A 25,053-nucleotide genomic window follows, 5' to 3' on the forward strand; every position below is an offset into this window, starting at 1 on the left:
AGTTTTCAAACAAAAACCTGACTTAGCTAAATGCTGCATCAGGTGCATTCACATGATTTATTTTTTTAGCAAATCGATCCAATAATATGCTCTGCGTGACAGGTCACCCCTTGCTGAACCATCAATTGAATCACTCCACTTTGATGTGCAAGTACAGGGACTTCCATTTTCATGGCTTCCATAATCGCCACCACCTGCCCCTCTGCGACCTGCTCCCCGTTTTCTACCTTCCAAGCGCTAATTACGCCATTGATTGGTGCAAGTAAGTGTTCAGCACTCACTGCTGTTTCTGTAGCTGGTTGGTCTTGAGACGTCATTGTAGGGTTTTGTGCAAACATACCCGCAGGTAAGCCTAAACGATGTAATTTCCCATCAATTTCAATATAACTGAGTAACATCGGCTGTTGATGATTCGGAATACTGCGTTTCGTTGGCTTTAAGTCCTGTTTAAAATCATTTTCAATCCAACGAGTATGAACATTAAATGTGGCGGTAAAATCAGCTTCATTTAATACAACACGGTGAAAGTCTAAAACCGACGCAACCCCTTCAATTTTAAATTGCTTCAGCGCACGTTTAGCGCGAGCGATCGCAATTTCACGGGTTGGGCCTGTGATAATCAGTTTTGCCATAAGCGAATCAAAATGACTCGACACCAAAGAACCAGTACGAACACCTGTGTCTACACGTACCCCCTGACCAAATGGTGCTTCAAATAAACTCAATACACCAAAAGCAGGAATGAAGCCACGAGCGGGGTCTTCAGCATTGATACGAAACTCAATGGCATGCCCCTGCGCTTTCGGGGTTTCTTTGATTGAAAGTTCATGGCCTTGAGCCACGCGAATTTGCTCAACCACCAAATCGACTTTGGCCGTTTCTTCAGTAACAGGATGTTCCACCTGCAAGCGGGTATTAACCTCTAAAAATGAAAGCTTTCCATCACGGCTCAGCAAATATTCAACTGTACCCGCACCGACATAGTTGGCTGCCTGACAGATATTTTTAGCCGAAGTTAAAATTTCTTGATATATCGCATCGCTGATAAAAGGCGCTGGCGCTTCTTCAATCAGTTTTTGATTACGACGCTGTAGCGAACAATCACGTGTGCCTAAAACCACAACATTGCCATGTTGATCGGCAATCACTTGTGCTTCAACATGGCGTGGTTGATCTAAGTATTGCTCAACAAAACACTCACCGCGGCCAAAAGCGGCTTGTGCTTCACGTACAGCCGAATCATACAGCTCCTTTACATCTTCCAGTTTCCAAACGACTTTTAAACCGCGACCACCACCGCCAAAAGCGGCCTTAATCGCAATAGGTAAACCAAACTGCTTTGCAAACTCGAGTGCTTCATCAGCATTATTTAAGGGGCCTTGTGTACCATGAACTAAAGGTGCGCCCACTGAAGCGGCTATCTTACGTGCTTCAATTTTATCACCCAATTTTTCAATGGCGCTTGGCGATGGCCCTACCCACTTTAAGCCTGCATCAATTACGGCCTGTGCAAATTCAGCACGTTCAGATAAAAAGCCATAACCCGGATGAACCATGGTCGCTTTGGATTTTTTAGCAACCTCAAGAATGGCTGGAATATTCAAATAAGTTTCACGTGCAGTTGCACCCGCCAAACCCCATGCTTCATCCGCCAGTTCGACATGCATACTGTCCATATCGTCATCGGCATATAAAGCAACCGATGAAATACCCATATCACGGCAAGCATGAATAATACGAACGGCAATTTCACCACGGTTTGCAATTAATAATTTTTCAGTAGTCATCATTCATTCTCAAAATCTGTAAATTCGGTCATTTTTTTAAATTTGATTTGGCAATCTGCTGGAATCTGTGCCACCAAGTCCCAATGGTGCTTCGCCACAGCCGCAATAACGGGGTAGCCACCAGTTAAAGGATGGTCATTCATAAACAGTACAGGTTGACCGTTTGGCGGAATCTGCAAGGCACCAATACAAGTTCCTTCACTTTCCAACTCATGAGTAATTTTGCGTTGCAACGGCTGTTCACCTGAAAGTCTCAGTCCAACCCGATTACTTTCATTGGTCACAAACCAAGCTTGCTGACATAAGCGCTCAATGCTCTCTGTTTCGAACCAATCCGTTCGCGGTCCCATCACAATGTCGAGCTCTACCACATCGCCGACTTTGGGCAAGTTTAACTTCGCAATTTCAGTATTACTGATATTTGAAACTTCAACCTGTCCTTGATAAACCGTATCCCCCATTTTTAGAGGTTCTGGTCCCAATATGGCCAAACTATCAAATGAAGCGCTATGCAGCACAGGCTGCACGTCGATACCACCACGAATCGCCAGATAATTTCTTAGCCCTGCCGTCGGTGCTTGAATCTGAAATTCATCACCTTCATCGAGGGCAATCGCTTGATAACTTTCAAAGTCTGCCTTTTGGCCATCACTAAATTTCACATGGATGTTTGAAATTGCTCCTGTAACCGCAATGACTGCGGACTGATGCATTTTGGCTTTCAAACCACCATTTAAAACTTCAATTACTGGCGTCGGAGTTGGGTTACCGACAATTCGATTTGCACTGTGCATCGCCGATACATCCATCGCCCCTGCAACACCAACCCCAATCTTGGTTTGGTTAAAACGCCCTTCATCTTGAATCAGCATCTGTAGGCTCGGTGCAGTTATCGTAAACAAAGGCATAGATTGTTTGGGCTCAGCTGTACGAGTGACTTGCTGTGCTACGCTGACTGTGGTCGGTTGATGTGTGACATCTTCAAAATGGACCGTCATTCCTGGTAACAGTAGCGCTGGATTTTTACGCTCTAGATCCCACATTTTTTCAGCAGTCGTACCGATCAACTGCCAGCCCCCTGGACTGTCTTTCGGATAAATCCCTGAATATTGTCCTGCCAGTCCCAAAGAACCCGACGGTATTTTTTTACGTGGCACAGCTAAGCGTGGAATATCGGTAAAAGGTCGATCGGGACTGCTCATATAAGCAAAGCCCGGTGCAAAGCCGATAAAAGCCACATTCCAAACACTTTGCTGATGTTTCAAAATCACATCAGCAATTGAAAGCCCTTGTAACTCTGCAACTTGAGCAAGGTCTTCACCCGTATAGCAGATAGGAATAATCAACTCTTGGACATTACGCTCAACGCCTGAACCAATTTTTACAGTCTGAATCGAAGCAACCAGTGTTTTAAATGTAGTCTCGATTTCACTAAAAAATACCAAAATCGTTTTTGCAGCAGGGACTAAGTCTTTAATTCCATTCAATTGCATCGTGTGCAATTTATTGTACAACGCCAATGTTTCCTCTAAGCTGGCAAGCTCTATGAGAAAACAATCCGCGTTTACCGATAAAAAACGCATATGCCTATCCTTTTAATTGTTCTTTGGTGCTGCTTAAGCTATCCATGCACGATCAGGAATGTCGGTAATAAACATATGACCGGGTGCATGGCTTATGGCAAAAGGAATTTTTGAGTTCATCACCGCCGCTTGTGGGGTTACACCACAAGCCCAAAACACAGGAATTTCCCCTGTCTCAATACGTGAAGCATCGCCAAAGTCTGGCTGATTCACATCACGAATGCCTAAACCTTCAGGATGTCCAATATGCACAGGTGCACCATGCACACTTGGCATCCGTGCTGTAATTTTGACGGCATCCGCGATTTGATGGGATGGAATTGGGCGCATAGAAACCACCATATTGCCCGAAATACGACCCGCAGGCTGACATTGAATATTGCTCAAATACATCGGTACATTGGTCTGATCATGGATATGACGAACTTCAATGCCCGCCTCCTGCAGTGCTGTTTCAAAAGAGAAACTACAGCCAATTAAAAACGTTACCAAGTCAGGATGCGCATGATAAATGTCACTCGCATCCGTGACTTCATCGACCATTTCACCCTCTTTCCAGATGCGATAACGTGGAAAGTCGGTGCGTATATCTGAGTTCTCTGCCAGTCTTGTGGCATAAACACCTTCCTCTAGCACGTCTAAAACAGGACAGCTTTGCGGATTGCGATGTGCATACAGTAGAAAATCATAAGCCCAATCTTTAGGCACCGAAATCATATTGACCTGCGTCATGCCCGCAGCCATACCCGCCGTTGGTTTATCAAAGCCTGCACGAATTTTTAAACGTGCCGCTAAAGCGGCTTCAAGCTGCGCTGAATCGACTCGGATATCCTTATACATTGCATACTTCCTCATGCTTTAAGACAAAGGGACGAATTTCAATATGATGATTTAGCAGTTCAGCTTTAATCGCAGCCGACATCTCTAAAGCACCTGCGGTGTCACCATGTAAGCAAATCGTGTCCGCTTGAATCGGGGTAAATACACCATCAATCGACTCAACGCCGCCATTTTTCAACATAGACACCACACGGCGTGCCACAAAGGCTGAGTCATGTAAAACAGCCCCGTCCAAACGTCGTGAAACCAATGAGCCATCACTGTTATAAGCACGGTCTGCAAATGCCTCAGATACAACCTTTAAGCCTGCTGCACGTGCTTGCTCAACCAAGTGGGAACCTGCCAGTGCCACCAAAACCAGTTCTGGGTTATACATCTTGATAGCATCAATCACCGCAGCGGCTTGAGCGTGGTCGTGTGCAATGGTGTTATACAGTGCACCATGTGGTTTCACATATTGCACTTGAGAACCAGCCACTTTAGCTAGACCATCCAGTGCAGAAATTTGATACAGCACATCGGCAATCAGCTCATCACGTGACACATCCATATTACGGCGACCAAAACCGACAAGGTCTGGATAAGATACATGCGCGCCAATCGTGACATTTAATTCAACAGCCTTCCGCAGTGTCTTTAAAATCCCCAGCGGATCACCTGCATGAAAGCCACATGCAATATTGGCACTCGTGACCACAGGTAGAATTTGGTCATCATTGCCCATTTTCCACGAACCAAAACTTTCACCCAAGTCACTATTTAAATCTACAAACATGGCTTAATTCCTTTATCACTTCACCATCGTCTGGCTTAAAGTTTGGTTAAATAATTAAAGACTGTAGTAAAGGACATATAGCCCATCCACCATGTCAACATACATGTGAGTACACCCAAAATAAGTAACCATTTTGGATAGTTATAATTCCCCATCATATCTTTACGACAAGCAGCTACATAAACAAAAATCGTTAAACCAATTGGCAGTACCAAGCCATTAAAGCCGCCAACAAAAATCAACAATCCAGCAGGAGTTGCGCCCAGTACGACATACAGTAATAAAGCTAAAGAGATAAATGTAATGGTGGTGTAATTGGTTTGCTTTGGACTGAGGTTTTTCTTAAATGCGGTAAAGAATGAAACCGAAGTATAAGCGGCGCCAATGGTACTACTGATCCCTGCTGCCCAGAAAATTAGACCAAATAATTTATAACCAAAAGTTCCTGCGGCATATTGAAAAGCTTGCGCTGCGGGATTGGCATCATGGCTGGCTAAATCAATACTTGCGCCACTTACCACCACACCCAAGAAAGCTAAAAACAGCACATAACGCATGATGCCTACAACCACAATACCTTTGGTTGCGGCTCTTGCAACTTCATCAATATTTTCAGGGCCAACCGCACCTTTATCCAGTAAACGATGGGCGCCTGCATAGCAGATATAGCCGCCGACCGTTCCACCAACAATCGTGGTGATGATGGCAAAATCAATCTGGTCGGGTGCAAACGTTTGATGAACAGCTTGGCCCACAGGTGGCATCACAATGACGGCAACAATGATAATCAAGATGATTTTGAGCAACCCCAAAACGATCATGCTTTTATCCATGGCCAGCGTGGCTTTTCTTGAAGCAAAAATTAAAATGGCCAAAGCACCACTTAAAATGCCGCCCCATTTGGTGTCCAAACCAAATAAGGCATTGAGACCTAAAGCCGCACCTGCAATATTACCAATACTGAAGAAAAAGCCACCCAAAATGACCAGAAAAGCCAGTAAGTAACCACTGCCCGGCAAGGCTTTATTGGCAATATCCGAGGCACGCATTTGCGTCAGCGTTACGACACGCCAAATGTTTTGCTGCACCACATAATCAATCAAAATAGACACTAGAATGGCAAAGCCAAACGCCGCACCCAATTTCACAGTAAAGACCGCAGTTTGAGTTAGAAAACCAGGTCCCATGGCGGAAGTTGCCATCATAAAGATTGAAGCAACAATGGCCCATTGGCGATCTGATAAAAAAGAAGATTTTAATAAAGACATATTTAATGCGTTCCTCGTCCATTTGAGCTTAATAACGCTATTTTCAAGTTGAACCAAGAACATCATTTTGTTTGCAAATTCTGTTCTTAAATCCCTTTAACTGACAAAGATTCCCAGTTGCCCAACCAAAGCCATGGCGGATCAAACCTTCTATTTGAAATAAGAACATAGGCAAGCACGATGAACAATACGACTTTTTACATCCATTATTAAAACTAAATAACTGTATTTTATTATTTTTTATTTATTAAAAGTCTAATGATAAATTTTACTTATCACGCACGATAAGCTGCTTTTATAGTTTTTCAAACAAATTACGTTTTGAGATAAAGTAACATCACTTGTAAAAAAGCTGTGTGCGCCTCAATTATTTTTTAATTTTCTCAAGCAATCTTTTCATTGCGCTTTCAGAAACAGTGACTGCAACATCGGTTAGTTTCTCTTTCAAGGCAGCATCATTTCCTTGCATATAAATCGAGGTGAAATGAAAGGTTTTGAGTTGGATCGGTGTATTTAAAATCTCTAAACGACCATCTGTAATTTCCTTTAAGGCCGTTAAGGTCGGCACAACGGCGATCCCTAAACCTTGCTCCGCGAGACGCAATAAGGTCGCAAGCGAATAACTGGTAATAGACAGCGGCTCATCCAGTGCCTGCTCTTTCATTTTGGCCTTGAGCTCTTTATAGGGATAGGTAATTTTCGGGTAGGTTAAAATGGTATGAGACATCAATGCCTTAAACGACATTTGCCCCACACCACCTTTAAAAGATGGCGCTGCCAAAAAACTCAGTTCAAAGTCACATAGCGCCTGCTCTACACACTCAAAAGCCAAAGTCGGGCCCAACAAAAAGGCCATGTCCAAATCCCCGGTACGCACACCTTCTTGCAAATTTGGAGTTAAATCTACCACAATTTCCACAGAAACTTTAGGAAACTCTTTTTGTACTTTTTCGATATATTCAACCAACCACGTATAAACGATCGTCTCAGAAACACCTAAACGAATTGTTCCTGTGAGGTGCTGGTTTTCAGTCAACTCAGCCACCAAATCGGTTTCCAAACGCATAAACTTTTCAGCATATTTAAACAGGGTCATGCCTTTATGGGTGGGTTTAAGCTGTCGAAAGCTGCGATCGAGAACTTTAAAACCTAAATCATTTTCAAGAGAGGTGATTTTTTGTGAAACGGCAGGCTGAGTCGTTTGTAATTTTGTGGCAGCCTTATTGAAACTATTTAAAGTCACCACCCAATAAAATGCTTCTAGATTTTTTAAATTCACCCTGAACCCTGCCTTTACTCCATCCCGCTTATAGTACGGCAGTTCCCCCTATTTTTTAAGTTCCTGTTTTATATAATGTCAAAATGACTCACGAGATGACGCTCATTTAAGCGCTATACCTTGCCCAATCACGTCCTTTTTGTGCTGCTTAACTAATTGAATCGCTCGAACCTGATCAAGGTCCATTAAATCCAATTGAATCAAAAAAAGTTGAAGGGGCCAATTTTTACTAACGCTTTTATTTATTCCAACACGAATCATCATAAAAAAAGCACCTTTGATAAAAAGATGCTTTTTTAAACTCAACTGAAAAGGGAGTGTAAAAATCTAAAAGCGCTTATTTACTCTTCTGTAAACGTAAAGCATTTAAGACTACGGACAATGAGCTCAATGACATAGCCACCGCAGCGAACATTGGGGTGAGTAATAACCCTGTTAATGGATAGAAAATTCCTGCTGCCACAGGTACACCTAAACCGTTATACACAAAGGAAAAAGCAAGGTTTTGTTTCATATTACGCACACCCAGTTTCGCCATATGTAGCGCATCGGCTGCGCCACGAATATCACCTTTAACCAAGGTGACTTGTGCGGTTTGTTTAGCAATATCAGTTCCATTGCCCATGGCAATTCCGACATTGGCTTGTGCCAAGGCTGGTGCATCGTTAATGCCATCTCCCGCCATCGCGACAATCTTACCTTGAGCCTGATATTTCTTCACGATGTCCAATTTTTCAGTTGGCGTACAGTTGCCATAGACTTGTTGAATACCCAATTCCTTAGCCACCAACTGGGCATTTTGTTCATGGTCACCTGTTGCCATGACCACTTCAATACCATCATAAATCAGTTGTTGAATCACTTGCTGGGCATTGGCCTTAATCGCATCGTGAATAGCAATATAAGCCAGCACTTCTTGGCTATTGCTTAAGAAGCTGATCACATTGCCTGTCGCACGCTGCTGATTCAACTGGCTTTGCAAAGTATCATCTAAAGTGATGCCGAGTTGCTCAAGCAGCTTTTGACTACCAATATAGAAGGTTTGCTCGCCAATCTGCCCTTTGACACCAAAGCCAGTCACATCCTCAAAGTCTGCCACTTTAAGCAATTGCTGTGCAGGCACCAACTGTGTCAAAGTCTGGGCAATCGGATGACTTGAATACTGCTCAATCGAGGCAATCCACTGTTCCACTTGCGCTTGTTCTACATTTGGGCTGAGCAACTGAATTTCTTTAAGACTCGGTTTACCTTCCGTCAGAGTCCCTGTTTTATCGACAATCAGCGTATTCACTTTACTTAAAGCTTCAATCGCCTCTGCATCTTTAAACAGTACCCCTTTTTGTGCCGCGCGCCCTGTCGTGGCCATCACTGACATTGGCGTTGCTAAACCCAGCGCACATGGGCAGGCAATAATCAGGACCGCCACCGCACACATCAGTGCCAAATCAAATTGCGCACCACCAAACACCATCCAAGCGGCAAAAGTCAGTACACTAATCAGTAACACCACAATCACAAAATACTTGGCAAACACATCGGCCAAACGTTGTAACGGTGCTTTAGAACGCTGTGCTTCTGCCACCGTCTGAATCATTTTCGCCAAAGTGGTATTCGCCCCGACCGCCGTGGTTTGAATCCGAATACTGCCTTGTTGATTGACCGTCCCTCCGATCACCGTGTCATGCACTTGCTTTTTCACAGGTACAGGTTCACCTGTCATCATGGCTTCATCAACATAGGTTTTGCCTTCAACCACCACACCATCCAGTGGAATCTGCTCACCCGAGGAAATCTGTAAAATATCGCCTTGTTTGACCATGCCAATATCCACTTCTACCACTTGATCGTTTTGAACCAACTTGGCTGTGTTAGCTTGCAGTTTCAGTAAGGCTTTGAGTGAATCTGCGGTCTTGGCACGCGCTTTCAGCTCCATGATTTGACCAAGCAAACTTAAAGACACGATCATACAGGCTGCTTCAAAGTACACTGCAACGCCATGCCCCGTTTTGGCTTCCATTGGAATCACACTTGGGAAAATCGTTGCCACGACACTATAAATATAGGCTGCCAAGACCCCGACACCAATGAGGCTCCACATATTTAAGTTGCGGGTTTTATACGAGGTCCAGCAACGCTCAATAAACGGTTTACCCGCCCATAGCACTACAGGAGTCGCTAGGACCAACTCAATCCACGGTTGAATATGCGGTGAAATGAAACTGTGAATATGTGAACCCATCGCCAGTACAAACACGATCAACGTCAGTGGCAAGGTCATCCAAAAGCGATGGCTAAAGTCCACCAACTCTGGGTTGGGTGCATCATCTAAAGTCGGTTGCATCGGCTCGAGTGCCATACCACAAATCGGACACGTCCCCGGTCCCTTTTGTACAATTTCAGGGTCCATCGGACAGGTATAGTCCATATCCGCAGCCCCTTCAGGTACAGGACGCTGATCGGGTGGAATCAGATAAAACTCAGGATCCCCTTTAAACTTATCTAAGCAAGAAGGATTACAGAAATAATAAATCTGTTGCTGATAATCCGTTTTTAACTCTGTATTAGGATCGACTGACATACCACATACGGGGTCAATAAACTCAGCTGATCCAGATGGAGCAGTATGTTCATGCTTTCCTCCACCACAGCAACTTGCTTTGTTGTCTGATTCTGTTTGCGGCTTAGGCTCACAACAGGATGCTTTTTTCTCTGCCTCTTTCGGAGTTGAACCACAACAGCCCGCAGTAGAAGTAGACACCGATACTGCATCTTCAGTTTTTACATAAGCCTCTGGGGTTGCAATAAACTTTTGCAAACATTTTTCACTACAAAAATAGTAGTCCTGTCCCTGCCACTCGGTATGCGGTTTAGTTAAATCAGTTACAGTCATGCCACACACAGGGTCAATAAATGTGGTCTTCTCTGCATCTGACACAGGTTTTGATCCGCAACCACAACCTTTGGAAGTAACTACAGCACTTTCCTCTTTCCCCTGAGATGAAGCATCGCTTATATCTGTTTTGGATTGACTACAACAAACACTGGGCGCTCTTTCTGATGTTAAGTAAGCCTCTGGATTGGCCGAAAATTTCTTTAAACAGCCTGAGCAACAAAACAAATAACGAACTGATTGATGCTCATACACATGAGGAGAGTCCTCTGCGACCGTCATCCCACAGACAGGATCGATATTCACCACCATCGGCGCTAATTTCTGTTTGGAACAGCAAGACGTTTTGTGTTGCTCACTCATTCTGACTCACCTTTTATTTTTTGATTGTGTTAGCATAAAGTCTGTACCTAGGTACTGAGTCAAGCCTTTTGGAGATTATTTTATGCTCACTATCGGCAAGCTGGCAAAACACTGTCAGGTGAATGTGGAAACCATTCGTTATTATCAACGGATCGGTCTGATGCGTATTCCTGAAACCACGCAAAACTATCGCTATTATAGTCAGCAAGATATTGAAACTTTAAGCTTTATACAAAAAGGCAAAGATGCGGGCTTACAGCTCAGTGAAATTCAAGATTTGCTGCATTTGCAGTTGGATGACCGTGAAAAAGTCCGTGAAGTGATTCAACAACGGCTGGAAAAGATTGATCAACGGATTCAAGAGCTGAATGCTTTGAAACAACGCCTTTCAAGCTGGGTGGATGAATGTAAAACCACCACCGACAGTTGCTGCCCAATTTTGCAAGAGCTAAAAAAAGGTTCAACGATTGCACCATAAACAGATACCATCTTTGAAATTTGACGATCATTTTCACACACACCTTTTCGATTCTCAGGACTGCGTTCACCATGTCGATTGAACTTGCCCAACTCAGAAAACAGCTTCGCAAACAACGCAGACAAGTTTCCGCCTATCAACAGCAGCAGTCCGAACTTCAAATTTTACAACGTTTAAGACGTGTGCCCGAATTTAAACATGCCACCCGTGTCGGGATCTACCTACATGCTTTTGGGGAAATTCAGACCCGTAAAATCATTGAATATTGTTTTCATCAAAAAAAAGCAGTATATTTACCAATGATTTGCAATATGAATCAGCGTTTAGCGTGGGTCAAAGTTTCACGTCATCAATTTCAAAATAAACGCTTTTCCCACCATCCGCTAGGTATGCAAGAGCCCATGGCAACACGTGGTCAGCACGTTTCACATTTAGACCTGCTACTCATGCCCTTATTGGCGTGTGATCCTTATGGCACACGCATTGGCATGGGCGGTGGTTTTTATGACAAAACCTTGGCTTCTGCGCCGTATCACCGTCCATTTCGTTTGGGTTTGGCTCATCACTTCCAGTTGGTGCCACAGCGCTTGATTCGAGAAACATGGGATCAACCTTTGGATGGGCTGCTGACCCCTCAACAGCATTTACGCTTCAAGCGCTAAAATTGACATTTTTGACTGTTGAGAATACTTAAAAATCACATGTTTAGTCATTTTTTATACAATTTATTTTGACCTGCCCTTGTATTTTTTAAAATACCCATCACTATAAAAAACATGGCAACACCGTTGTCACTCATTAGGAGTGCCCATGTCTGAAATTATTATGAATCAAGAAACCTTAGAGCCTCAGGTTCCAAGTGTATTACCACTTTTAGCGTTACGTGATGTGGTGGTGTATCCACACATGCAAATCGCGCTATTTGTAGGTCGTGAAAAATCGATCAATGCAGTTGATGTGGCTCGTAACAGTGACAATCTAGTATTTGTAGTTGCTCAAAAAGATTCTCTTTCAGAAGAAATTGATCACGACAACTTATATCAATACGGTACTGTCGCGAAGATTGTGCAAGTTGTGAATCATGAAAATGATGAAAACTGTATAAAAGTATTAATTGAAGGCTTGCATCGTTCAAAGCTAGAAAAAATCATTGATGAAAATGATTATCTAACCGCAGAACATGCACTTAGCCCAATGTCAGTCCACATTGACGAAACAACGCAAGAAACACGTGTACAAGAATTACGTGCCCTGTTTGCTCAATATGCCGAAGCAAAACTACGTAATGCACGTGAACTGATTGCTGCTGCGAACAAGATTGACGATTTACTGCAATTGTTATTCTTCGTAGCGACCCGTGTCCCACTGAATATTGATGTGAAGCAAAAATTCCTCGAACACGATGAGTTTGAAGCACATCTACAAGAACTGATGACGTATTTATTGCAACAATCTGAAGAACAACAGATTGAGCAAACATTACATGACTCAGTGAAGCGCCAAATGGAGAAAAATCAACGCGAATACTTCCTCAATGAAAAGATGAAGGTCATTCAGCGTGAGCTTTCTGACATGAATGGCGGCGCGGAAGATGACGTTGCTGAAATTGAAAAACGTCTTGCCGAAGCTGATTTGCCTGAACACGTGCGTAAAAAAGCGGAAAGCGAATTCCGTAAACTCAAAGCAATGCAACCTGCGTCTAGTGAGGCGGCTGTGGTGCGCAATTATATCGAGGCTATTTTAGATACGCCTTGGAATAAAGCCAGCAAAGTCAGCATTAACTTAAGCAAAGCGCAAGAAATTCTCGATGCAGATCATTACGGCTTAGATGACGTGAAAGATCGTATTGTGGAATATCTCGCAGTTCAATCTCGCGTGAAAAAACTCAAAGGTCCGATTCTATGTTTAGTTGGTCCTCCAGGTGTAGGTAAAACTTCACTGGGTGAATCCGTTGCTAAAGCGACAGGTCGTGAGTTTGTGCGTATGGCACTTGGTGGCGTACGTGACGAAGCGGAAATCCGTGGTCACCGTCGTACTTATATCGGTGCGATGCCAGGTAAAATTGTGCAGTCTTTAACGAAAGTCGGCGTAAAGAACCCATTGTTCTTGCTCGATGAAATTGACAAGATGGCGCAAGACTACCGTGGTGACCCTGCTTCTGCGTTGCTTGAAGTACTCGATCCATCACAGAACAGCAAGTTTAACGATCACTATTTAGATCTTGATCTGGACTTGTCTGAAGTGATGTTCATCTGTACTGCGAACAGCATGAATATTCCAGAAGCATTGCTTGACCGTATGGAAGTGATTCGTCTACCGGGTTATACCGAAGATGAAAAAGTCAATATTGCTGAGCGTTACCTTGTTCCGAAAGCCATGAAAAATAATGGTCTACGTGCGAAAGAATTGACTGTTCATGAAGAAGCGATTCGTGACATCGTACAACGTTATACACGTGAAGCCGGTGTGCGTAGCTTAGAGCGTGAAGTCTCTAAAATTGCCCGTAAAGTTGTAAAAGAAGCGGTCAGCAAGAAGGCGAAAAACCTACAAGTCGACGTGACTTCGGCTAACCTTCCAGACTACTTAGGTCCACATAAATTTGACTTTGGTATGGCGGAAGACGAAGCCCAAGTCGGTCGCGTAAACGGTTTAGCGTGGACTTCAGTCGGTGGTGAGTTGCTGACCATTGAAGTTGCAGCTGTGAAAGGTAAAGGTAAATTCATCACCACAGGTTCACTCGGTGATGTGATGAAAGAATCGATTACCGCAGCTATGACCGTCGTGCGTACTCGTGCAGATGAGTTGGGCATCGAGTCAACTCGCTTTGAAGAGACCGATGTTCACGTACACTTACCAGAAGGTGCAACACCAAAAGATGGTCCATCTGCTGGTTTAGCACTGACTACAGCATTGGTTTCTGCCTTCACAGGTATCCCAATTCGCCCTGACATTGCCATGACAGGTGAAACCAGTCTTGGTGGTCGTGCAATGCGTATTGGTGGTTTGAAAGAAAAATTGCTTGCTGCACATCGTGGTGGCATTAAATTAGTCTTCATTCCTCAAGATAATGTCCGTGATCTTGCCGAGATTCCTGAAAATGTGAAAGAAGGTTTAGAGATTAAAGCGGTGAAATCGATTGATGAGATTTTACCACTAGCGTTGACCTCTATGCCTGAGCCTTTGGTCAAAGCACCAATAGTGAAAGCGGTCGATGAAGGCAAAAAAGCTGCACGCCACTAATTCCGCATCGTAAAAAGAGAGAGCTTCGGCTCTCTTTTTTATTACAATTTACTGTAGATAACACCACACATCTTTATGCTTTTATTTCCTACAATAATTTGATCAAGGGATACACGTAGGACAACTAAAATGAAAAACCCGATTGGCTGGTTTGAAATTTATGTGGATGACTTATCTCGTGCCAAACAATTTTATGAATCTGTTTTTAATATTCAATTAACGGAATTAACCCCACCAGCGGATGATAATTCACTGCAAATGTGGGCTTTCCCCTCAGACATGCAAGCCTATGGCGCTTCAGGTGCACTGGTGAAAATGCCAGGCCTATCCGCAGGAGGAAACAGTACCTTAATCTATTTTTCATGTGATGATTGTGCGAATGAAGCGAGCCGGCTTGTTGAGTCTGGCGGAAAAATTCATGAAGCAAAAACGGCCATTGGTGAATATGGTTTTATTGTGCTGGCCTTTGATAGCGAAGGAAATATGATTGGCCTACATTCCATGACGTGAAACGGATGAAACTCCAAATTTTCGCTTAGCTGGTTTGAATTTTTGTATTAAACCTTTTCCTCTATCATCCATCAGACTTGAAAAATCGATAAAAAGCCCGATATAAATAATAAGAACAAATACGCGCTGTATGTTTCTTTTTATTGATGATTTGAAATTGCATGGTCATCTGATTCTCCAGACGGATGACCTTTTATCGCAGTTCTCGCTACTTGAGAACTGCGTTTTTTATGGCTCAAAATACCTTAAGGTTTCAATAAATGCTGTACCAGCCCATCGATCACATTTGCCATTTTGGTCAAATTCAACGTCGCTAAGCGGTCTGCTTTGGTATGGTAGTGACTATTTCGATAAAATGCCGTATCGGTAATCATCACTGCGGGAATATCAAACTCCCAATAATTCAAGTGATCTGAAAAATCAAAAGCATTAGCAAAGCTCGGAGCAACCAAACGCTGACATTCCAACTGATCAAGTTGCTGCATCGCTGTACAATAGCCTGCGCCTAAATCACGCGAACTAACATTACTCACGGTCGCAATAAAATTACCATGGGTTGGATAAATCCACTTTAAGCCCACAGGATAGCTTTGGATGGGTTGTTCACTAAAGAACCCGATCATTTCTAAAATATACACACCTTTAATCTTATCTTTTTGTGACTGAACCGATTTCGCATGCACATAGCTGCCCATTTGTTCAGTTTTAGAAAACGGTGGTTCTTCTAAACTATAGAACACGAAGTCCACATTGTTAGGCAGTTTAGACTTTTGCTCTGCCAAAATACGCGCCGTTTCAATTACCCCTGCAACGCCAGAGGCATTGTCATCTGCACCATCTTGATCGCCAAAGACGTCATAATGTGCCCCAACAATCACGCGGTCTGCCCGTCCGACGTTTAAACTACACACTACATTTCGGTAGATTTGCTGATTGGCCGTAAAGTTTTGATAGTGACACGGAACGCCCAATAAGCGCATTTGTTCTTTGATCCATGCAGAGACACGGTTCAGTTCATCAAGATTTTTATAGTTACGTGCTTTGCCCTGACCGATCACTTGCTCCAAATAAACTTGTAGGTTTTGTTCATCAGCCATTTTGACGTTGCTTGCAAATACCTGCCCTGTGAAAGTACCCAGTACAACAATCAACAAAAAAGCCTGTTTTTTTAAAGTTTTGAGCCACATTGTTATTATTCCAAGTATTTCTTATTCCTCTCATCTGTTGAATTAAGCAACATTAGTTCAGTGAATTCAATTGCATTTTGTTTCGTCTCACTGCAAAGCCTTACTTTCACCGTTATAATGAATCGTCTCCTTATACATGACCCATTATGAAAATCCGTATTCTGACCATTGGTCAAAAAATGCCTGCATGGGTACTGACTGGTTTTGAAGATTATTTCAAACGTATTCAACCTTTTGTGCAAACGCAGATTATTGAACTGCCAATGGCAAAGCGCGGTAAAAATGATTCAGAAGCAGATATTTTAAAATACCGTCAAATTGAAGGTGATAGCATTTTAAATGCAATGAAAGGCAACGAAATACTGATTGCTTTGGAAGTCGGTGGTCGTGAGTTTAGCACCGAAAAACTGGCAGAAACCATGAAAGGATGGATGCTTGAGGGCAATGATATTGTACTGGCAATTGGTGGGCCTGACGGTCACTCTGAAGCAGTACGTAAAGCAGCTGCTTGGCATTGGTCTTTATCCAAACTGACCTTACCTCACCCGATGGTTCGCGTGATGCTGATTGAACAACTCTACCGTGCGATGAGTATTAATCATAATCACCCTTATCATCGTGCAGGTTAAGCTCAAGTATTGTTCTTTTTTTGGAACAATACGTTGATATTTCTCCCATTACACAGATGATTAGAATCTGACAAAATTCCTTTCATCTTCCCTTATTAGGCTTTCACAATGAACTTACAAACGCTACCCGGCTTATTCATTTCTCATGGCTCACCCATGCTTGCGTTGAATCCAGAGCAAGTTGGGCCTGCGTTACATCGTTTGGGCCTAAACTTACCGACACCACAAGCAATTGTGATTATGTCTGCTCATTGGGAAAGTAACTCACTTGAAGTAAGTACTGGAGTCCGCCCTGAGACATGGCATGACTTTCGAGGCTTTCCTGCTGAGCTTTATGACATTCGCTACCCAGCACCCGGTCAACCTGTTCTAGCTGAAGAAATTCTACATTTATTGGCAGAAGCGGGTTTTTCAGCTCATGCAAACAGTACCCGTCCGCGTGATCATGGCGTTTGGATGCCTTTACTCCATATGTATCCAGATGCAGACATCCCTGTGGTGGAAATTTCACTCCCGATGAATCTGTCGGCAGAGGAGATTTATAAAATTGGACAAACCCTTGCGCCTCTACGCGAACAGCAGGTCTTGCTGATCGGCTCAGGGAGTATTACCCATAACTTAGCCGAATTGTCTTGGCATGGTCAGTCACAAACGGTACCTGAGTGGGCGTCGACGTTTCGTAATCATGTCGTCGCGAAACTTAGCCATCAGGACTTTGACGCCATTTTAGACTGGGAATCGATTCCTTTTATCCGTCGTAACCACCCAACGTTAGAACACTTTGCCCCAATATTCTTTGCGATGGGTACAGGTCATCGTTTTAATATTGTGCATAGTAGCTTTACCATGGGTGCACTGGGCATGGACATTTACCGTTTTGATTAATGTATAAATTTTACTTATATATTAACAAAAAAATATTTATGGATACATTTTGAAACCCAAAAGAACTGAATGTATCCATTCTTTTAAAAACAACATCGGATATGATGTATCTTTTTATTTTAAATCAAGAACTTGTAACCCATGAAATTAAAATATTTAGCGATTGCCCTTTTCCCACTCGCACTGGCTGCTTGCCAATCATCTGATATTCAAAAAGTAGGAGATTTGGCTGTGTCTGTACTACAACAACAAAATGCAGATCAAACACTCGCAAACTACCATTGGAGTGCGAACACCGTGGATGCGCCTAAACCTTTGGTTTTAAACTTTGACAAACAAGCAGGTCGTTTAGGCATTGCAACCAGTTGTAACGGTATGGGTACCAGTTGGAAAGTTGAGAATAATCAAATCGTCACGGGTAACCTGATGGCGACTCAAATGGCATGTGAACCAAAAGCCATGGCTCAAGAAGGCGTTGCAGCAGATTTATTTGACAACCGTAAGGCACCGTTTGTTTTAAACCTAAATGATCCTGATGCACCAACACTAACCGTGGTATCGGCAAAAGGTGAAAAAATTGTATTCACAGGTAAGCAAACTGCTGAATCGAAATATCAAAGCCAAGGTGAAACTGTTTTCTTAGAAATTTCACCTGAAACTAAAACATGTTCTGCAGGTGTTGCCCGTATGGAATGCCTACAAGTTCGTGAAGTTAAATATGCTGAAAATGGCGTAAAAACACAGGTCGATAAAGACTGGACGTTATTCTATAACCATATCGATGGCTTCACTCATAACCCTAAAGAGCGTCAAATCGTGCGTGTTAAACGTTTTGAAATTGCCAACCCTGCGGCTGACCAATCAAAATATGCTTATGTTCAAGACATGATTATTGAACGTGAAGCAGTAAAAGGTTCATTGTAATCGTTCAATGACCTAGAAAAAAACCGAGGCCTCAAGCCTCGGTTTTTTATTGGGATTTTTCTAAGTGTATATAAACTTAGAATACGCCTTGAGCAAGCATTGCATCTGCAACTTTTACAAAGCCTGCAATGTTGGCACCATTTACATAGTTCACAGTACCATCTGCTTGTGTACCGTATTTCACACAGTTACGGTGAATTTCTTTCATGATCGCATGTAAGCGCTCATCGACTTCTTCAAAAGTCCAACCCAAACGCAAAGCATTTTGTGACATTTCTAGGCCAGAGGTCGCAACACCACCCGCGTTGGATGCTTTACCTGGTGCGTATAAAATTTTCGCTTCAACGAATTTTTCGACTGCATCTAAGGTAGAAGGCATGTTTGCCCCTTCAGCGACACAAATCACTCCATTTGCAAGGAGTACTTCAGCATCCGCCTGATCTAACTCATTTTGAGTTGCACATGGCAATGCGATATCACATGGAATAGACCATGGACGCTGCCCTTCTAAGTATTCAAAACCATGCTTAGACGCAAACTCAGAAATACGACCGCGCTTCACATTTTTCAGTTCCATCACTTCAGCAAGTAAAGCATCGGTGAAACCTGCTTTTACATATACCGTACCCGCAGAGTCAGACAATGAAACGACTTTTGCACCTAGGTACATTGCTTTTTCAGCAGCGTACTGTGCTACGTTACCAGAACCAGAAATCGTGACTGTTTTGCCTTGGAAGCAGTCGCCACGTGTTTTCAGCATTTCTTCAGCAAAATACACTGTGCCGTAGCCCGTTGCTTCAGGACGCGCCAAAGAACCACCAAAGGTTAAACCTTTACCAGTAAACACACATGAAGTGTCATTACTCAGCTTCTTCATCATGCCAGCCATATAACCCACTTCACGGCCACCCACACCAATATCACCCGCAGGGATATCCGTATTTGAACCAAGGTGACGGTATAGCTCAATCATTAGCGCTTGGCAAAAACGCATAATTTCGCCTTCAGACTTCCCTTTAGGATCAAAGTCTGAACCACCTTTACCGCCACCCATTGGCAGTGTCGTTAACGCATTTTTAAAGGTTTGTTCAAAGCCTAAAAATTTTAGGATCGATAGATTCACCGATGGATGAAAACGCATACCACCTTTAAATGGACCAATTGCCGAGTTGTACTGAACACGGAAAGCACGGTTGACATGCGTTTGACCTTGATCATCCACCCATGAAACGCGGAATTGAATCGCACGCTCTGGCTCAACTAAACGTTCTAGCAAGCCGTGGTCTGCATAACGAGGATTTTTTTCAATGAACGGCCAAAGGCTGGTCATGACTTCCTCTACCGCTTGTAGAAACTCGGGTTGATGTTCATCACGTGTTTTCACGTAATCTAAAAACTCATTAAGGCTGTTATATTTCAACGCTTAATCCTCAGCAGAAAATGGATCAAAATTGGTCAAATTTTATAAACAATGTTAAATTTTGGCGCAAACAATTAAATATCTTTTACCAACAATTCACAACACATTTCTTTTAAAAAACATATTTATCATTTATATAACAATTATTTATATAAAATATACCTAGAAACTGCTTATAAAAAAACACCAATGAAAACACAGGTTTAAAATCTTTTTTTTGCTCAAAAATGATGCAATCAATGAACCATTTTAGAACACAGGATTAATCAAAAAAAACATGGTAAAATTCAGTGATCTACCTATTTCTTCTAATATCTCTGCAAATTCATCTGCAGGATTGGTTTACGCATGAATTCGCACATTTCCCTGATCCAAAATATCGATGCTCTCCTTCCCCAAACCCAATGTGGACTCTGCGGACATCGTGATGGATGTCTGCCTTATGCCCAAGCCATCAGCGAAGGTGAAGCAGCCAATAAATGTGTACCCGGCGGGCAGCCTGTAGCCGATGCATTGGCTCAGTTGCTAAACCGACCAGCATTAATTGCAGAGGAAAGTGTTTGGCCTATTCAAGCCGATGGCCGCCCACAGAGAATGAAAGCAATCATTCGTGAAGATGAATGCATTGGTTGTACCAAATGTATTAGTGCCTGTCCTGTAGACGCCATTGTTGGCTCGGGTAAACTCATGCACAGTATTTTGACTGACCTGTGTACAGGCTGTGAACTGTGTATTCCGCCTTGTCCTGTTGACTGTATTGACCTTATTCCAGATGTAAGCGGTATACCGACGGAAATCTTGCGCAAAGCTGAGCAAGATGACTTAAGACAACGCTATTACGCGCACATTCAGCGTGAAGAAAAACAGCGTCTACACCGTAAAGGTCCAGTAGTTCGTGCAGAAATTGATACGGCGTTATTTGCCCAGTTTTCAGCACAGAACGATGCTGTACCTGATATTCAAATCCTCGACAAAGAGCCAGAAATGGCAGCAAAGCTCGATGCAAAAGCCACCATTGAGCTGGCGAAATTACGTGTACAAATTAAAAAATTAGAAAAGCAGCTCAGCGTGCGTGAAGATACGAAAAAACGTCTGTTGTTAGATGACTTAACCCAACAGCTTCATCAGTTACAGGGAGCTTAAGCATGCTCACTACAAGCGGAAAACCCGTAAAAAGCATGACCAAAAAGCAAATCCAAATCTTTTTTGAACGTTTACGCGCGCAACGTCCAAATCCCAAAACTGAATTGAATTATTCGAGTCCTTTTGAGCTGTTGGTGGCTGTGACCTTGTCTGCTCAGGCGACGGATGTGAGTGTCAACAAAGCTACAGATAAACTCTTTCCAGTCGCCAATACACCTGAAACGATTTATGCCTTAGGGGTCGATGGTTTAAAAACCTACATTAAAACCATAGGCTTATATAATGCAAAGGCTGAGAATGTCATTAAAGCCTGTAAGATACTGATTGAAAAACATAACAGCATCGTGCCAAACAACCGTGCCGATTTAGAAGCTTTGCCCGGTGTAGGACGAAAAACCGCCAATGTGGTGTTAAATACTGCTTTTGGACAACCGACCATGGCGGTCGATACGCATATTTTTCGTTTAGGCAATCGTACGGGGTTAGCGGTCGGCAAAAATGTACTTGAAGTCGAACACCGTTTAGTTAAAGTCATACCGAAAGAATTTATTGTCGACTCGCATCATTGGCTCATTTTACATGGTCGATACTGCTGTATCGCACGCAAACCGAAATGTCATGAGTGTATTGTTTCAGATGTGTGTAACTGGCCAGATCGTTTTGAATTTGGTGCAGCACGTATTACCACAAAGACGATAGAAGCTGAACATTAAAGTTCAGTTTTTTTATTGTTGATTTGATTTATCTTTTAAGTCTTGCTGCAACTTCGGATGTAACTGACGTTCTGGCTGCGTCTTCGACATTTTTTCTTGCTTACTGACATCGCGTAGCATTTTTACGCTGATATAAAACAGACCTACTAATACCGCCGCAACAACAATAATTAAAACAATGATTCCAACTTGTGCCACACGCGACTCCATTTTAACAGGATCAAGAAAAAGAGCCCTAATATGACTTAGAGCTCTTTCAATGTCAAAACATTGCCATGTTTAAAACATGCAATTATTTGTCTTGATCAAGAATCGCAAACAAATCTGCTTGTACTTCGTCAATTGGACGTAAGCCATTCAGCTTGTTATAGGTTGGTGCATTTTCACCAGACGCTGCGCGACCTTGGTAGAAACCAACCAACTGTTCAGTTTCAGTGTGGTATGAACCTAAACGTTTACGAATTGTTGCTTCTTGGTCATCAGGACGTTGTACCAGCTCTTCACCAGTTTCGTCGTCCTTACCTTCCACTTTAGGTGGGTTGTAAACGATGTGATAAACACGGCCCGATGCAGGGTGCTGACGACGACCAGAAAGACGTTGTACGATTTCTTCGTCAGGAACATCAATTTCAATCACGTGATCAATGTTGATGCCTTCATTTTCAAGCGCTTCGGCTTGAGGAATGGTACGAGGGAAACCATCAAAGATACAGCCATTTACACAGTCAGGTTGTGCAATACGTTCTTTCACTAAACCAATGATCAGTTCATCAGATACAAGACCACCATTGTCCATCACGCTTTTAGCTTGTAGACCGAGTTCAGTTCCTTCACGAATTGCAGCACGGAGCATATCACCGGTTGAAATTTGTGGGACATTGTAGCGCTTACAGATCAACTGAGCTTGTGTACCTTTACCTGCTCCAGGTGGTCCGAGTAAGATAATGCGCATAAAAAAACATCCTCATTTAAACAATGTATTTGACACTTTAGTACATGCCGACAAATTCGACATATTTTTAGCATCTAATTATAAGAAAGCTACAAACAAATGTATTGTACCCGCAATGAAGCCCGTTACCCCACCCAATAAAATCAAAATCCATTCGTCTTCCTGAAATGCAGGACGTAATAAGTTTTGAAATTCTTTCGGTGTTAGCTCTCGAATACGGTCTCTAAACATTTGATAGATTTTCTGTGCACGGCTCGCATTGAACGCTGGGTCGCATACAGGCACCATCGTAATTTCAATTGAACGATCAATCAAGTCCGTCTTGAGTTTTGCGTATTCACGTGGCCCCAAAGACAGCTGCAAAGATGTTCTCACCAATGGCGTTTCCATGATTTCATTAATATGACGTTTGACAATACGACGGGTCTTGTCTTTTTTATTGCCATACATCATTTCAGTCATGATGGATTTTAACGTAATCAGGTCTTCTGTGACTACACTTGCAAACACATCAGACACTTCTTCTTGGCGCTTCATGAAAGCTCCTTGTACATTATAAGTCCCAATGCGCGGAATCACAGGTTTAATCCATGGAAACTTACGATCTTTTGTTAATTCAGTCAGTTGTAAGTATCGAACATAGTGTGGCTCAATTGGATTAAACACCATCCAAATCGCAATCCAGTTGGTTAAGAAGCCCCATACCGCGGCCCAAAATGGCACGGTCCAATGCCATGGCACCACAAACCAAACAATCATTTGGAAGATACCAAAGAACATCCCAATGAGGGCACTAATATGCCAAATAAAGTTGATTTCTTTCTGACCCACTTTCAAGAACATACGCACCATTAGTCTGCGGTCACCTTCCATTTGGCTGACCACCATATCGCGCATATCCACAAGTGACTCGACGTTCATGGTCAGTTCGGTCACTAATTCTCTGAGCACAGCCGGAAGCTGTTTGTGTGCCTGCGCATAAATTCGACGCTTAATCGAATAAGGTAAGTTTTCCCAAAGTACAGCATTACGGTCAATCATGACTTCATCAATCAGGTGCTCAAGTTCAAAACCAACTTGCTCACCAATGATTCGCGCCATATCCTCAGGATCCATTGCATCTAAAAATTCACGCAAAGAACCAAGTTTAGATAAGGTGTTATCCGTAATGATGCCTGAAATACGCCCCGCTTTTCTGGGCACAATACCCTGCCAACCCACAGGCAAAGGCCCAATATGAACCCCCCAAAATGTAATCGGGTAAAAGACCATTTTCAGGGCCATCCAAACGTGTGCCCAAGTCACAAAAGCAGTCACAGGAATAATGCTGAGTACAGCCCAAAAATCAGGTCGATTCAAAAAGGTTTGCCACAACTGATTGACGTACTCAAGCATGCATAACTTCCATATTTAATTTTATTAACTGAATTATATAGCGTTTTAAAAAAGATATTGTGTCTATAAACCGAAACTTAGAGTATAGGAAAATTGTAGTCTCGGTTCAGTTTCTGCAACCACATAACCCGATTTGGCTTCGAGTTTTTCGCCTGCACCAATCCCTACACTGAAAGTGCTGATTCGTTCAGGACTAAGTAACACATAAGCAAGATCTACACCACCACCAAGGCGAGATTCGTACTCGCCATCTACTTTCTTGCTGTCAATATGCCCTGCGTAAACACCGAGATAATAACCATTTTTATCTTTACCAGTAAAATGCACAGGAAATCTAAAACCCAGCTGACCACCGACAGGGTAATCATCATTGATAAATACCCCAGCTTTTGCGTATGCAATGCCATAAGGATTCACCCACTCCAAATTGGTGTGCAGTAATTTCTGCGTTACACCAGCCCCTACATTCCACGTTTGAGCACTGCCAGCAGGAATTTTCGCATCTGGCAAAAAGGAATTATCTTGAGCGTAGGCTACGTTTGCACAGGCAACAAGTGCCAACACTGGATAAATTCTTGTCATTATTGTCACCATTATCCGTAATGTTATTTTAGTAATTGGTCCCTTTTTACAGGATTTTGACTGTAGCAGAATTTATAAAACACTTATATACAGCAATTTATATTTTTGATGTCTATAAAGTCAAAATTTAGGCAAAAATGAAAAGCAGAAGCAGCGATAACAAATATCAAAACAGTGTGACATGCGTTAGAATAGCGCGCAGGTATTTTC

22 protein-coding genes and 1 pseudogene are annotated in these 25,053 nt (G+C 42.8%); 9 read left to right on the forward strand and 14 right to left on the reverse strand.

Translation table 11 applies throughout. The annotated features are described in order from the left end of the window. Positions 1-65: 65 nt before the first annotated feature. The 8 genes and pseudogenes from AC4MC0_RS11770 to AC4MC0_RS11805 all read right to left on the reverse strand — a co-directional run bounded on the left by AC4MC0_RS11770 (position 66) and on the right by AC4MC0_RS11805 (position 10,785). Entirely contained in the window at positions 66-1,787 is a 1,722-nt protein-coding gene (locus AC4MC0_RS11770) for an ATP-binding protein (RefSeq protein ID WP_279043549.1), read from the reverse strand. Then, positions 1,787-3,370 carry a 5-oxoprolinase subunit B/C family protein gene (locus tag AC4MC0_RS11775; RefSeq protein ID WP_491887089.1) on the reverse strand — a complete coding sequence of 528 codons (1,584 nt, stop codon included), beginning with the start codon at positions 3,368-3,370 and terminating at the stop codon, positions 1,787-1,789. The genes AC4MC0_RS11770 and AC4MC0_RS11775 overlap by 1 nt, the downstream gene beginning before the upstream one ends. Before the next feature lie 33 nt (positions 3,371-3,403). Further along, positions 3,404-4,210 carry a putative hydro-lyase gene (locus tag AC4MC0_RS11780; RefSeq protein ID WP_491887090.1) on the reverse strand — a complete coding sequence of 269 codons (807 nt, stop codon included), beginning with the start codon at positions 4,208-4,210 and terminating at the stop codon, positions 3,404-3,406. After that, positions 4,203-4,985 (reverse strand): LamB/YcsF family protein, encoded by a 783-nt coding sequence (locus AC4MC0_RS11785; protein WP_491887091.1) that lies wholly within the window; start codon positions 4,983-4,985, stop codon positions 4,203-4,205. The genes AC4MC0_RS11780 and AC4MC0_RS11785 overlap by 8 nt, the downstream gene beginning before the upstream one ends. Before the next feature lie 35 nt (positions 4,986-5,020). Continuing rightward, positions 5,021-6,275, reverse strand: a pseudogene (locus AC4MC0_RS11790) (NRAMP family divalent metal transporter). A gap of 345 nt (positions 6,276-6,620) precedes the next feature. Continuing rightward, the gene (mumR, locus tag AC4MC0_RS11795; RefSeq protein WP_004694273.1) at positions 6,621-7,532 is read right to left on the reverse strand and encodes a LysR family transcriptional regulator MumR; all 912 of its coding nucleotides are present in this window, start codon (positions 7,530-7,532) and stop codon (positions 6,621-6,623) included. A gap of 102 nt (positions 7,533-7,634) precedes the next feature. Further along, on the reverse strand, positions 7,635-7,796 hold the full coding sequence (locus tag AC4MC0_RS11800) for a hypothetical protein (protein WP_491887092.1): 162 nt from the start codon (positions 7,794-7,796) through the stop codon (positions 7,635-7,637). Positions 7,797-7,869: 73 nt separating this feature from the next. After that, a complete protein-coding gene (locus tag AC4MC0_RS11805) occupies positions 7,870-10,785 on the reverse strand; it encodes a heavy metal translocating P-type ATPase (protein ID WP_491887093.1) in 2,916 nt (971 codons plus the stop codon). 82 nt (positions 10,786-10,867) lie between these two features. Here AC4MC0_RS11805 and AC4MC0_RS11810 point away from each other — a divergent pair, with 82 nt between their 5' ends. From AC4MC0_RS11810 to AC4MC0_RS11825, 4 genes are all read left to right on the forward strand, one after another. Continuing rightward, positions 10,868-11,263, forward strand: a complete 396-nt coding sequence (locus AC4MC0_RS11810) for a MerR family transcriptional regulator (protein WP_004980886.1) — start codon at positions 10,868-10,870, stop codon at positions 11,261-11,263. A 71-nt stretch (positions 11,264-11,334) separates the two neighbouring features. Then, positions 11,335-11,925 (forward strand): 5-formyltetrahydrofolate cyclo-ligase, encoded by a 591-nt coding sequence (locus tag AC4MC0_RS11815; RefSeq protein WP_491887094.1) that lies wholly within the window; start codon positions 11,335-11,337, stop codon positions 11,923-11,925. 148 nt (positions 11,926-12,073) lie between these two features. After that, the gene (lon, locus tag AC4MC0_RS11820) at positions 12,074-14,503 is read left to right on the forward strand and encodes an endopeptidase La (RefSeq protein WP_491887095.1); all 2,430 of its coding nucleotides are present in this window, start codon (positions 12,074-12,076) and stop codon (positions 14,501-14,503) included. A gap of 129 nt (positions 14,504-14,632) precedes the next feature. Beyond that, the gene (locus tag AC4MC0_RS11825) at positions 14,633-15,013 is read left to right on the forward strand and encodes a VOC family protein (RefSeq protein WP_004980894.1); all 381 of its coding nucleotides are present in this window, start codon (positions 14,633-14,635) and stop codon (positions 15,011-15,013) included. A 245-nt stretch (positions 15,014-15,258) separates the two neighbouring features. Here AC4MC0_RS11825 and AC4MC0_RS11830 read toward each other — a convergent pair whose 3' ends face one another. Beyond that, the gene (locus AC4MC0_RS11830) at positions 15,259-16,200 is read right to left on the reverse strand and encodes a M28 family peptidase (protein ID WP_491887096.1); all 942 of its coding nucleotides are present in this window, start codon (positions 16,198-16,200) and stop codon (positions 15,259-15,261) included. A 146-nt stretch (positions 16,201-16,346) separates the two neighbouring features. Between AC4MC0_RS11830 and rlmH the strand changes: the two genes are divergently transcribed. From rlmH to AC4MC0_RS11845, 3 genes are all read left to right on the forward strand, one after another. Further along, on the forward strand, positions 16,347-16,829 hold the full coding sequence (gene rlmH / locus AC4MC0_RS11835) for a 23S rRNA (pseudouridine(1915)-N(3))-methyltransferase RlmH (RefSeq protein WP_491887097.1): 483 nt from the start codon (positions 16,347-16,349) through the stop codon (positions 16,827-16,829). 108 nt (positions 16,830-16,937) lie between these two features. Beyond that, positions 16,938-17,714 carry a dioxygenase family protein gene (locus tag AC4MC0_RS11840; RefSeq protein ID WP_491887098.1) on the forward strand — a complete coding sequence of 259 codons (777 nt, stop codon included), beginning with the start codon at positions 16,938-16,940 and terminating at the stop codon, positions 17,712-17,714. Positions 17,715-17,855: 141 nt separating this feature from the next. Then, positions 17,856-18,638: a DUF4377 domain-containing protein gene (locus AC4MC0_RS11845; RefSeq protein WP_436905704.1), complete on the forward strand. Its 783-nt coding sequence runs from the start codon at positions 17,856-17,858 to the stop codon at positions 18,636-18,638. Between the two features lie 76 nt (positions 18,639-18,714). On the opposite strand, the gene gdhA is transcribed toward AC4MC0_RS11845, so the two are convergent. Then, complete coding sequence (gene gdhA / locus AC4MC0_RS11850) at positions 18,715-20,058, reverse strand: NADP-specific glutamate dehydrogenase (RefSeq protein WP_259233442.1); 1,344 nt, start codon at positions 20,056-20,058, stop codon at positions 18,715-18,717. Positions 20,059-20,406: 348 nt separating this feature from the next. Between gdhA and AC4MC0_RS11855 the strand changes: the two genes are divergently transcribed. Together AC4MC0_RS11855 and nth are read left to right on the forward strand one after the other, a co-directional pair. After that, positions 20,407-21,201 (forward strand): RnfABCDGE type electron transport complex subunit B, encoded by a 795-nt coding sequence (locus tag AC4MC0_RS11855; protein ID WP_078389899.1) that lies wholly within the window; start codon positions 20,407-20,409, stop codon positions 21,199-21,201. 2 nt (positions 21,202-21,203) lie between these two features. Next, entirely contained in the window at positions 21,204-21,914 is a 711-nt protein-coding gene (nth, locus tag AC4MC0_RS11860; protein WP_491887099.1) for an endonuclease III, read from the forward strand. Positions 21,915-21,926: 12 nt separating this feature from the next. Here nth and AC4MC0_RS11865 read toward each other — a convergent pair whose 3' ends face one another. The 4 genes from AC4MC0_RS11865 to AC4MC0_RS11880 all read right to left on the reverse strand — a co-directional run bounded on the left by AC4MC0_RS11865 (position 21,927) and on the right by AC4MC0_RS11880 (position 24,843). Further along, complete coding sequence (locus AC4MC0_RS11865; protein ID WP_004694300.1) at positions 21,927-22,112, reverse strand: hypothetical protein; 186 nt, start codon at positions 22,110-22,112, stop codon at positions 21,927-21,929. Positions 22,113-22,206: 94 nt separating this feature from the next. Beyond that, positions 22,207-22,866: an adenylate kinase gene (gene adk / locus AC4MC0_RS11870; RefSeq protein ID WP_004694303.1), complete on the reverse strand. Its 660-nt coding sequence runs from the start codon at positions 22,864-22,866 to the stop codon at positions 22,207-22,209. 78 nt (positions 22,867-22,944) lie between these two features. Beyond that, a complete protein-coding gene (locus AC4MC0_RS11875) occupies positions 22,945-24,261 on the reverse strand; it encodes a hypothetical protein (protein ID WP_491887100.1) in 1,317 nt (438 codons plus the stop codon). Positions 24,262-24,324: 63 nt separating this feature from the next. Next, complete coding sequence (locus AC4MC0_RS11880; RefSeq protein WP_004980918.1) at positions 24,325-24,843, reverse strand: hypothetical protein; 519 nt, start codon at positions 24,841-24,843, stop codon at positions 24,325-24,327. Positions 24,844-25,053 lie beyond the last annotated feature (210 nt).

It is taken from the genome of Acinetobacter sp. CAU_H_S139_7 (genome assembly GCF_058599305.1).